We start from the raw sequence: 11640 nt of genomic DNA on the forward strand, positions 1-11640 counted from the left end.
TAAACCCAGGGTTAGAATAACTTTTAGCGCTTTGGGTCAATTTAAAAATTTAACACCTAAAAAAATTCACTCTCGATCGGAAAAACTGCTTCCCTTCACACTAGAGGGAGAAATTTAATTTTCTATCGCGGATTTTGGGTGGTGAAAGTCGGTTGCACACTGTGGTGAGTTTTTATATCATTAACTGCGACATAACTTTCTTTTAACAAGAATAAAGGACCAAACTTTCATGGACACTAAAAACATCATATCACTTTCAGCCGCTTTTTTGATTGGGACGGCTGTTACTGTTGTATTGCTGAAATCAGGGGTCGTAAGTGGCACAACATCAGATGCACACGTAAAGGAACTTGCCCTTCAGGCTATTCAAGAAAATCCTAAGGCCATTGGTGAGTCTTTGCAAAAGCTCTTAACGCTTCAAGAGGACGAAGCACAAGAAAAAGCTACCGAGGCTCTTACAGGTTTGCAAGATGATTTAACCGGTGACTCTACTGATCCCGTCATTGGAAACCCAAATGGAGATGTGACTGTCGTCGAGTTTTTTGACTATAGATGCGGATACTGCAAAAGGATGACACCAGTTCTTTTTGAGGTTGTAAAAGCTGATCGTAATGTACGGGTTGTCTTAAAGGACTTTCCTATCTTGGGTCCAAATTCAGAGCTAGCAGCAAAAGCGGCATTGGCTGCTAAGGAGCAAGGTAAATATAAAGAGATGCATAATGCTCTTATGGAAAGTAAAACCAACTTGGATAAGACTGGCATTTTGGCCATCGCAACGACGATCAAAGGCTTGAATGTTAACAAGCTTAAGAAAGACATGGATTCAGCAGCAATTGAAAGTAAACTAAAGAAAAATGTAGAGCTGGCGCTTTCTCTTAACATCACGGGAACACCAGGCTTTATCGTTGGGGATAAAGTTGCTCCAGGTGCCATGAGTAAGGAACAGCTTTTGGAGCTTATCGACACAACACGAAAGACTCAAAAAAAAACTAGCTAATTAGGCTTTTTAGTCAGAAAAAGAGGGCCATCGGCCCTCTTTTTTTATTTAATCGTATTCTTCCCTAGAATGTTCCTAAATTTGTGGGCTGGTAACGCTAGTTAAGGGGGAGCCGAAACTTCTAATTTTTGTTGTCATACTGACGCTCGTCGGCTCTTTCAGGGCTGGGAAGTTCTCCTTGTCGTAAATATCCACCTTGGGTTGAAGGCTAGCCTCAACAAGTTGAGATTTTTTTGTGCGATTTGAACGAGGGTAAAATCTTCCTGCACTTAATATTCTTCCATTTTCTGTGGAGCTTTTTGAGGCTGTACAACCTATAACATCTGCTATAGTAGGACTCCCAAATTCGCTCCTCGAGGGCTTATATTTTCGCGCCACTCTAACTGCTTCAAAATCAATTTTTACGTCGGAACTGGTTTTTTTAGAAACACAGTCGTCAGAAGTTGAAGTGTGAAAAAGTGAAGTGTCGAATTGATATTCAATAAAGACTCTATTGCCATCCGCTGTTCCATCGTCCCAAATGATTTTTAAGCCATTAACACGAAAAGTCGCTTCAACATCCTCGGGATAAGCCGCCAATAGGGCTTCAGTATAAGGTATAGATCCAACTGTAAGATGGGGAAATCCAGGTGCTCTTCGGGTTTTCGAAGATACTTTAGCGCTAAAATTTCTGGATTTTTGGTTATTTGAGAGTGGTTTTAAGGCGCGTTGCTCTATAAAGGAGTGAGTAATTGTTGATTCACAGAGGTGAAGCAGCTTGAATAAGGCGGCATTCTTATTCGGGTGGCCATCCACAACCCAAAATCTATCTGAATACTCCGTAGCGCATTTACCATAAAAAAACAGTTCACCTTGTGCTTCAAGAAAAGTATCTACTGTTGTCTTTAGATTTTTGCACAGAGACCTATGATTTTGTTCGAAAGTGTTCCGATGGTCTATCTTAGAGCAGGCTGAAAGATGAGGCGTGCGTGTTCCACTCACTTGAGAAATTGTTTCATCCTCGACTGTGAATTGTACCGTAAGCTTCGGGCTTGCAGAAAGATTGCTTGCACAAGCAACGCTCAGCAAAAATATTGCTAAAATTTCTCTAAACATTTAATAAAATAATTCTCAAATATAATTTAAATAAAATATAGTAATAGAAATATAGTTATTTATACTATACTTTAACACCATTAATCAACAAAATAATGCTATTGATAAAATGCAAATATTTTAATGGGATCTGGAGATTGAGATATGTTGTTTAATTACTTGGTTTTTAAGGGTTTGCGGTTCTTCAGCTTTTCCCAAGTCCAAATGGTTACCAAGTAAGCTGGAAAAAGAATTCCCCATGATTTCAATTGCTTTAGGAGAGAGCTTTCCCAAGTGAAGCCTGCAAATAGGAATTGTAGTGAGTGGGCGGAGATAAGGAGATCACCCATCAACATAAATAAAGCGACTAGGAGTAACTTTTTTGGGAGGGTTATTTTTCCAGGAAATAGTGCTTTTAGATACTCATACATGAGGCAAGCCCCTGTGAGTGAGAGGAATATGGTCATAATCTTATTTACAGCAGAACTGCTTTTCAAGAACTCTGCATAAAGATAAGGATTGTCCCCAAAATAGGATCCTTGAGCTAGAGTGATTGGTGTTATGATAAACAGGACAAAGAGCCACATCACAGTAACGGCCACAATTGCGGCAAGGATGCCAATGAGAACTCTTTTGCGAAGGGGCATGGTGTCTGAGTAAGTACTCATCAAAAAACCGACTAAAATGAGCGTTGCGAGGGCACTGGGAGAAGCTTGTGTAAAGTATTTCAGCAAAGCAGGCGTCCATAAGCCATGGGTATAAACAATTTCCCAGGAAGGAAAAGAGGCCACCCAAAAGCCATTTAAGAGAAAAATAAGGAGAACAAAATAGAGACCTTGATAAAGTTTTCCAGGCCCAGGAAGGCAACATCTTGAATAATTAAAGGCCAATGTGCAGCCCATGCATTTGGAAAACCCCACTCCTAGTCCTATAAATGCTAGAATTGTGGAAAATTGCCCCATCTGCTGGGTATAGTTTGTCAAGTTTGGATATAGATGACGAAGTACATATTGTTCATGAGTGAAGATTTCTTGGATCCAGCCATCCATTAGAGCCCCCAATGCATACGTCAGGAACATAAACACTAGAAGTCCAATAAACGCGGCTTCTAACAATTTTTGCACTTTACGGTTCATAGCACCCCTACTCATTTTTTTGTAATTTTAGCGTACTTTTGATTTTTTGGGAATATGGAAACAGTCTAATTTTTAGAGATGATCAGGAGAATAATAGCTGCCCCACTTGGCCTTTCGAGCGAATTTATACAGAGATTTCTCTCTTTTCGTGATGGTGAGATTCTCTAGGCCGGTTGACGTACAGAGTTCTATGATTACATGTCCTCGGCGTTTCTTTGGCGATTTTGTGAGGCGTGCAGAAGATGTTTGATGGATGGGAGCCTTACTTAAGATGAGATAGCTGTATTTTTCATCCTCATAGTCCAGTGTGGCTTCTTTGATAGCTCTATGAAACGGAGGCCGTTTGAGGCGTACAGAAAAGTGGCACCAGTCTGATGGTGACATGGGGCATGTATTTTCATGGGTGCAGGGAGCAACGACGAAGGCCCCCTTCCCTATTAAGTGCTGGCGGCAAGTTTTAATATGGGAAAAGCCATGGGGAGTCCCTGGTTCAATGAGGATCAGAAACTGATTGGCGGCTTCCCAGGCTTGTTCCAGAAGGTTGAGTCTATTCTTTTCCGGCAATTCAGAAAGAACGTAGGAAAGTGTCACAATATCATGGCTGGGAAATGGTGGAGATATAGAAGCCTTTTGCCATTGGATGGGGCCTGTATCTTCGATGAGGGCGTTTCCCATCTCCATGAAGTGAGAGTTTAGTTCGATCAAGGTGGCGATTTCCACGGAATCAAAAACTTGTGTGAGGGCCAAATAGACTGTTCCGGGGCCGGCTCCAAGGTCCAAAAGGCTTTTTGGCGCAGCCTTTGGCAGTCTAGCTTGCAGTTCTTGAAAAACAGTCCTGGCCACATGAAAGGTGGCTGGGAGTCTTGTGGCTAGATATGAGAGACAGTGTTCTTTGCTTAGGATTGGGGATCCTTTTTGCTCTCGGTATTGGCTCGTTAATGATTTACGGGCTTGGGAAAGTTGTTTAGGTGAGCTGGTGTTTAACAGCGTTTGAATGGCCTTCTCGAGGGAGAGCGGAAGGATATTCATAATGGTTATGCAAGGCCGCGTTCTTGGAGCCAAGCCATTTGGATGGCTTCTAGAATCTTTTCATTTGAGCGATCGGGATCGTCTGAGAAGTCCGGAATTTCTTGGATCCACTTCCAAAGATCGGTAAAGCGGAGATTCACGATGTCGGCATTTGGACGAGCATCCTCTAATTCAATGGCAATGTCGTGAATGTCTGTCCATTTGAGATGCATGGAGGCTAGCCTACCATCATGTTTCGCGTTGCATCAGGCAATTTGACAGTGATGCCATCAAGCGCATCACTCAGAATAATTTGACAGCCTAGGCGAGACGTGTGCGTCAGTCCAAAGGCCAGGTCCAACATATCTTCTTCATCTTCCGTGGCTTCAGCCAGTTTTTCATACCATTCGGGCTCTACGATCACATGACAGGTAGAGCACGCCAGAGATCCTTCACAAGCACCTTCAATGGGGATCTTATTTTCATGGGCTACTTCTAGGATAGAAAGTCCGGACGGGGCATCAATCTCTTGGCGGTTTCCATCGGGATAAACAAAGATAATCTTAGGCATTTAGTCCTCTCGCTCTATAAAGCAAAGCTTACATAATCAAAATCTATCCTTTCTTTATAGGAATGTTGGAATAGAATCAAGAATTACAGAACATCGCACAAACTTTCTCTCTTTGGGCCGATTCAATTTGATTTCCCTGAAAGAAACTGCTAGATCTGCACATACTTCTTGGCGCGGGGTGGAGCAGCCCGGTAGCTCGTCAGGCTCATAACCTGAAGGTCGTAGGTTCAAATCCTACCCCCGCAACCAAGAAAATCAAAGAGTTATCAAGAATTCTGGAACATCCCAAAAATCTCGGTGCCGCACTGGTGCCGCAGCTGGGAGGTAAGTTTTCGAAATTTTTTATGGTTAAACATGTACAATGCCTTTAAGAATGGAATTAATATTCGGTACGCTAAAAAATAAAAATAAGAAAAATCGTTGGATTCTTTCGCCTATTTTCTCTCACAGTTTCCTAAAATAATGTCTCAAGAATATTTCCTTGAGGCTCAAACCTTTTCAATATATGAAAATTAATTTTCATATAAAAACTAAAGCAAAAAATCAAAGTGTCCTTTCGCTAAGATTGAAAATCAAGAAAGGCGCGCATATACATTCATGAAATTAATGTCCGCTTTGGCGCAAGCGCCTAATAAAAAACATGCGTATTCCTATTTTTAAAAGGGACAAAGCTTGAAAATTACAATGGCCCCTCAGAACTTGGAAAACTTGCTTGTTTTTTTGTTTCTGATATAGCCTTTTGAACGCCTGTGGCTGCAAAGCACAAGTACGATTTGAAAATCGTACATAAGTGCGCGTGCGACGTGATGTCGCAAGAAAGATGGTTTCACAAGAGTAATCTTGATGAAACTTGTTATGTCGTTAACAGTTCCCTACCCTGGCGTGCGACGACGGTAACGTCGTGGTGCGAAGCCCAGGGGACAATGGAGCCGCGGGTTATACCGTAGGAATACCCCGTGAGGGGAATTCTGAAACTGCCAGGTCACGGTGGTGAGGCACTAGGGATGAATGGTAAGGTTAACTTATGTGAACGTCTGTAACCGCCGTCAATGTAAAGAAGCGAAACGACCTGATACGCTTCGACCAAAAGGTACCACAGCTCGGTATGAAGATCTGCGCGCTCCTTCATCACGACCATATGAGCTGTCGGTGGATAGGACGAACCTAACCCATTCTGTCTTTCTTGCGGAACACGATAACCCCGTACAGCTCCCATCTCTTGTGGGACAGCAGATCGTAAGTGAAGCTTATGGCTGTGCGGGTGTAGGAGGTCAGAAAAAGCGAACGCTTCCCTGTAATGGGGAAGATACGGGTTCAAACGTTACCCGGCGCGAAAGCGAGCCCACGTCTGACTGGTCTTTAATCGCAAGAGAACTTGGAGAACCGTAAGAATGGAGAAACGCAAATGACAGCTAAATTATCAACTGGTGCCTCTTCAGCCTTTCAATGGGACACCATTCCGTGGAAGATCATTGAACAACAGGTAAAACGGCTGCAAGTCCGTATTGCGAAGGCTACTAAGGAAGGGAAGAAAGGTAAAGTGAAAGCTTTACAAAGACTCTTGACCTGCTCGTTTTATGGTAAATGTTATGCTGTAAGACGAGTTGTTCATACGAAAGGAGCAAAAACTCCTGGCGTCGATGGTATTCTCTGGCGTTCTTCTCGTCAGAGAATGGAAGCTGTGAACTCTCTCAAAAGAAAAGGATACAATCCCAACCTGCTGAGACGAATTCATATACCCAAGAAGAATCCTAAAGCTGGGAAGCGCCCACTCTCCATTCCCTGTATGAAAGACAGAGCCATGCAGTCCCTGTGGCAGCTGGCGTTGGAACCCATTGCAGAAGAATGGGCAGATCCGAATAGTTATGGGTTCAGACCCAAACGTTCGGTAGCGGACGCGATCGAACAATGCTTTATTGTATTGTCGAGAAACTTCTCTGCTCAGTGGATCTTCGAGGGGGATATCAAAGCTTGCTTTGATAGGCTTTCTCATTCTTGGTTATTAGAGAATTTACCTATGGACAAAGTAATCCTTGGTAAATTCTTGAAAGCTGGATTTATGGAGAAGAAAGTTATCTTTCCCTCCTCCCCTAAAGGAACCCCACAAGGGGGCAATATCTCTCCAACACTCACGGTGATGGCACTATCCGGTCTTGAAGCACTCCTCAAAGAGCGCCTCAAATACCGAAAGGTGAACTTCGTCTCTTATGCAGACGACTTTATCATCACTGGAAACTCCAGAGAATTGTTGGAAAAAGAAGTTGTCCCTATTGTAAAAGGGTTCTTGAAGGAAAGAGGGTTGGAGATCTCTAAGGAGAAATCCAAGATAACTTATATCGAAGAAGGATTTGATTTCCTTGGGTTCAATATACGTAAGTATAATGGACTCCTCTTGACGAAACCTTCAAAAGGCAACGTCAAAAACTTTTTAAGGGGAATCAGGGAACTTATCAAATCCAGTAAGTCCGTTAAGACGGAAGATCTTATACGTCAGCTTAATCCAAAGATAATTGGATGGGCGAACTTCTTCCGACATTCGGCTTCGAAAAGAACATTCTCCTACATCGACACAGAAATCTATATGGCTCTGCAACGATGGATGAAAAGACGGCATCCCACAAAAAGTAAGACCTGGAGGAACAAGAAGTACTTCAGGGCCGTGGGGGCCAGGACTTAGCAGTTCTCTGCTAAAATCAAGAAAAAGGGACAACTGTTTCCTGAGTATCTCGACTTAGCGGCTGCTAAGCACATCTCCATCAAGCGATACATAAAGATCAAAGGAGTAGCAACTCCCTACGACCCTCAGTTCAAGGAATATTTTGAAAAGAGGGGGAAATCCAGCAATATTCGTTCCTCTCGATAGAAAGGTCCTGAACAATGTTTGGACGAACTTGGAAAACCGGACTGTACACTAAGTACAGTCTTATAAAGGCTTGAGCCGTGTGCGGAGAAATCTGCAAGCACGGTTCTCAGGGGACGGAGGGGGCAGCAATGCCTCCTCTGTTACCCGACTACTCGCGAAAGAGCAGATTATTGATGAATATTTTTTAAAGTTGTTTGCAATATTTTGTCCTAGAATGCATTCTATCGCTAATTAGATCTCAAAAATTGGAAGTTTTTCCTAGCATTATACTGCTGGTTTATTCCATTGCTCATTAGTTTTTAATTTTTTCCAAAATTTTTCTGTTAATTCTAAAACATCTGGTTCTTCACTAGTAAATGCGTTTTGTTTTTTAATATAAAAATAATCGGAAGCTATTTGATAAATCCTTTTGGTTCCGCACTTAACTGCACCACACCTAAATACTGATCCATGATAATATGGGATATCTGCTCTAATTACGCCAATAATGCCGTCTGCACTGGATGATTTTAAAATTTTTGTTCCAAGGGAAAATAATAGATCTCCGCCAAGAGAAACTCCAATTTTCTTCGTTCTCCAGTCTGGGTGTACCGTCGCCTGGCCTATCAGCAGGACATTATTTAGACTTTGTGTTTCGTACATTGATAAAATTTCTTCTGGATAAAACTCAAGGCTAGAATGTTTCAAATCACACTGGCTAGCAAGATCTAACTCATACATAAGATGTAATGCTACTGCTTGGCTCCCATCAAATAATGCCATTACTTTACTTCTCATATAGGTGTCAGAATATAATTTGCTATCTGTTACTCCCAGGTCTTTATAAGTGTCTTCCCAATTCTTGCACCAAAAATTGTATGCTGTGTCTCGTTGTTCTCGAAATTTGCCAGGATTTTTAGCATCAAATATATAGAAATCCATACGATCCCAATGCACCGAATGGCTTTTAACACGTTTTTCTGAAACTGATTCAAGTTCATCAAAACCAGCCACTAAAGGTGTCGTTGAAAAATTAATTAAACTTAGATAATTTATTAAAAATATTAGGATAAATCTTCTAATCACAGTTGGAAGGAATGCAAAGAATGATTTTCTCCTCGACAATTTTTCTATTAATAATGAAACACACACAATAACTAAACTTAGTTTAATTGTTAAATACATAAATATGACACTCCAATTATTGATACAACTCTTATTATTGTTTATCTTAATTGAATAAGACCGGCATTCAATACGGCGAAAAATGCCGTATTATTGTTCATTTAGCGATTCAAGCGTCATTGTTTAGAAATAAGTCAGAGGCTTTTTCTTTCGTCTTCGAAAGGAACTAAGAGTGGAGAATGTGACAAAATCCCTATGATTCAATTACAGGGAAACATATTTCATGATTACTGATTTTCTTGATTCTTAGCGGAGAATCTATTAAGAATATCAAGAAGAGCTAAAATATAATCATAGCTACAATTTATCTATAAAATACAGCAAAAACAAATGGATAAAAATATGACTAATATTACTCGGAATATGAATGGTAGACCTTTAGAGTACATGAAGGCTACGACTGAAGAGGTTCGGAAGATATGCCAACCATTTCTAGATAAAGTAGGACTCACCTATTTTTGCTACCATAGAGTTTTAGAAAATGGGAAACATCTAGCAGTTGTCAATCAATTAAGATGGGCTGAATTTTTTCTGGAAAATTTTAAAGACGATGATGAAATTGCAAATTTATTTAGCAAATCAAAATTTCTCCCCTATATGACGTGGTGCGCAGTTGATGATAATCGCTTGTTTTCTGCATTACGAGAACATAATATTTGGAATGGATTTACGAGAACCTTTATATGTAAGGATGATTCAGTGGAATCCTTTTCCTTTGCTACAAATATAAACAGAACTTCTATCAATAAATTTTATGTCTCAAATATAAGTTTGATAGAAAAATTTATAGCTTTTTTTAGAGAAAAAGCGAGACAAATTATTAGTCCATCGGATCGAAAGAAAACCTATTTTTCTAAAGCGAAAATTTATGAAACCAGCAAAAAAGACTTTATCATTCCAGGTGAACTGTTTCCTGATGCAGACCTCTCAAAAACTTATATAAATCGAAATGGAGTCATTATTTCTTTGTCTAAAAGAGAAATTGAGTGCTTACAGTATTTATCGAAGGGAGAAACAGCAAAAGGAGTCGCGAGAAAGCTTGAACTTTCCCCTAGAACAATAGAATTTTATATAAGGAACATTAAAGAAAAAACGGGATACAACAGAAGATCCGATTTAATATCTCTGCTCCAAAACAATCCTTTGGAACTTTAAAACAATTAGCTTGGGAAGGATTATACTGGTTTCTGGATGCCTTGAGCCGAAAGTCAAGCTTGTGCAGCCTTTATCCGAATCCTTAACCATTCTTTTTTAAGACTAAAGTTTTTCGATTTCCTCCACGCTTAATCCAGTGATACGTGAAATTTCTTTCGCAGAATACTTCTCATTAAGCATATTCGTTGCAATGGCCTTAGCTTTGGATTCTACACCCTCTTCTCTTCCTTCCTCTCTTCCCTCTTCAACGAGCATAGTCGTATGGCCGGAGTATCGGCTGAATTCTTTATCATTTTTCTCGTACTCTCTCATAACGTTGGGAGGGAATTTGTCCATCCGAAGTCTTTCATATGCCTCACGAATAACTGGCGATTTCACCTTATCGACATCATCCCATGATTTATGGTGCGCCTCTCGAAAAAGCTCAACCCACTCACGCATTCTAGGATCTGCTATATCTCCCTCATTTAAAACCGAGCACTGAATTAACTCAATGCCATCAATTACATTAGAGGGATTTAATGCATCAATAAACTTGTAATGCCTTATTACTTCTTTTGGGGTATCCACCCAATGTCGCTTATCATCCTTTCCTCCCCCAAGAATATTGATAGCAATAACCTTGCGGAGTTCTCCCCAATCGTCACCTGAGCGAAGTTGACGTCCAAAATAGAGCGCAGCATAAGCAAGAGCACGTCGGTCCCAGAAGTCTTGTGGAACGACTTGCACCTCGGCAATCGCAAAATGCCCATCGGATAGGCGGTAAGCCAGATCCATTTGAGCAGCCTTTAAAGGGCGCGGAAAGGCATCTCTTAAATCGTTAAAGTGATGAGCAAACTCATCAAAAACTTGTGTGGCTCCATTATGTTTTTGAACGGACTTTGTCTCTACAACATATAACTCACCTTTTCTAATACGGTGCATTACAGATGCTGTTTGTTTTGTGTTTAAAATGTCTCTTAATGCTGTAAAGTCCTTTATAGGTGCTAAATTGTGATCGAGAGGTTCTGTACTTACAATATCAAGATTCTGTGCAAACGTTTGGACAAAATCGAGGCGAACATCATCCGCAGTAAGCATATGTCTAAAGGCCGAGTCGTAAGTTGGTATACCAAATATTTGCCCCGCTTTTTTATCATCTGTATCTTTCAATAGACTAGGTGTTGAATGAAAGGAACGTACAGGCTTAGTTATGATTGCTCGATGTGTACGATTACTGAGTAAGCCCACTGCGTCTTCTATAAGCGGCAACAATCCTCTTAAACCAGTTGAATTTGCTTCAAATGAAGAAAACATGCTGCCTAATATCAGCAAGAAACTTACAAGAAGGCGCTTTGTATATTTCATAGCTTCCGCTCCTTATTGTGAAGTATTATTTCTTACTAATAAATCACTTCATTTATTCTGTCAAACCTTAACATCTGCTTTGTCGCGAACTCATGAGATGCAAGGTGAATTCAGAGATGAAGAGCATCCCCCTTAGGCTAAAGATGTTTTACCACCTTCTGGATATGAACATAACTGCTTTTCGATATTACTCCGGCAATAAAACAGTGGACTTAAGCGAGTTATTCTGATAGTGTCTATCCATGGAATTAGTAGACGCCCGCAAGTTATCCCAAGACGCACAAGAAGCCCTTCGTTTAAGAGCGATAAATGCTGTTGTAAAAGA

The 11640-nt window shown here is 40.7% G+C and carries 10 protein-coding genes, 1 tRNA gene and 1 pseudogene; 5 read left to right on the plus strand and 7 right to left on the minus strand.

All coding sequences use genetic code 11. The annotated features are described in order from the left end of the window. The first annotated feature begins 229 nt into the window (after positions 1-229). Entirely contained in the window at positions 230-997 is a 768-nt protein-coding gene (locus tag HOL16_00120; protein MBT5389111.1) for a DsbA family protein, read from the plus strand. 75 nt (positions 998-1072) lie between these two features. On the opposite strand, the gene HOL16_00125 is transcribed toward HOL16_00120, so the two are convergent. The 5 genes from HOL16_00125 to HOL16_00145 all read right to left on the minus strand — a co-directional run bounded on the left by HOL16_00125 (position 1073) and on the right by HOL16_00145 (position 4786). After that, the gene (locus HOL16_00125) at positions 1073-2092 is read right to left on the minus strand and encodes a hypothetical protein (GenBank protein ID MBT5389112.1); all 1020 of its coding nucleotides are present in this window, start codon (positions 2090-2092) and stop codon (positions 1073-1075) included. Positions 2093-2247: 155 nt separating this feature from the next. Further along, complete coding sequence (locus tag HOL16_00130; protein MBT5389113.1) at positions 2248-3207, minus strand: hypothetical protein; 960 nt, start codon at positions 3205-3207, stop codon at positions 2248-2250. A gap of 72 nt (positions 3208-3279) precedes the next feature. Next, on the minus strand, positions 3280-4236 hold the full coding sequence (locus HOL16_00135) for a hypothetical protein (protein ID MBT5389114.1): 957 nt from the start codon (positions 4234-4236) through the stop codon (positions 3280-3282). A gap of 5 nt (positions 4237-4241) precedes the next feature. Continuing rightward, a complete protein-coding gene (gene iscX / locus HOL16_00140) occupies positions 4242-4448 on the minus strand; it encodes a Fe-S cluster assembly protein IscX (protein MBT5389115.1) in 207 nt (68 codons plus the stop codon). A gap of 5 nt (positions 4449-4453) precedes the next feature. Beyond that, positions 4454-4786 carry a 2Fe-2S iron-sulfur cluster binding domain-containing protein gene (locus tag HOL16_00145; GenBank protein ID MBT5389116.1) on the minus strand — a complete coding sequence of 111 codons (333 nt, stop codon included), beginning with the start codon at positions 4784-4786 and terminating at the stop codon, positions 4454-4456. A 172-nt stretch (positions 4787-4958) separates the two neighbouring features. Between HOL16_00145 and HOL16_00150 the strand changes: the two genes are divergently transcribed. From HOL16_00150 to ltrA, 3 genes and pseudogenes are all read left to right on the plus strand, one after another. Continuing rightward, positions 4959-5035 (plus strand) — tRNA-Met (locus HOL16_00150). Positions 5036-5794: 759 nt separating this feature from the next. After that, on the plus strand, positions 5795-6175 hold the full coding sequence (locus HOL16_00155) for a hypothetical protein (protein MBT5389117.1): 381 nt from the start codon (positions 5795-5797) through the stop codon (positions 6173-6175). A gap of 16 nt (positions 6176-6191) precedes the next feature. After that, positions 6192-7649: pseudogene (gene ltrA, locus HOL16_00160) on the plus strand (group II intron reverse transcriptase/maturase). A gap of 264 nt (positions 7650-7913) precedes the next feature. On the opposite strand, the gene HOL16_00165 reads toward ltrA, so the two are convergent. Then, a complete protein-coding gene (locus HOL16_00165; protein MBT5389118.1) occupies positions 7914-8813 on the minus strand; it encodes a hypothetical protein in 900 nt (299 codons plus the stop codon). Positions 8814-9143: 330 nt separating this feature from the next. Here HOL16_00165 and HOL16_00170 point away from each other — a divergent pair, with 330 nt between their 5' ends. Next, on the plus strand, positions 9144-9968 hold the full coding sequence (locus HOL16_00170) for a helix-turn-helix transcriptional regulator (GenBank protein MBT5389119.1): 825 nt from the start codon (positions 9144-9146) through the stop codon (positions 9966-9968). A 102-nt stretch (positions 9969-10070) separates the two neighbouring features. Here HOL16_00170 and HOL16_00175 read toward each other — a convergent pair whose 3' ends face one another. Further along, entirely contained in the window at positions 10071-11315 is a 1245-nt protein-coding gene (locus tag HOL16_00175) for an Rpn family recombination-promoting nuclease/putative transposase (protein MBT5389120.1), read from the minus strand. Positions 11316-11640: the final 325 nt, after the last annotated feature.

This window comes from Alphaproteobacteria bacterium (genome assembly GCA_018662925.1).
GTDB lineage: Bacteria > Pseudomonadota > Alphaproteobacteria > 16-39-46 > JABJFC01 > JABJFC01.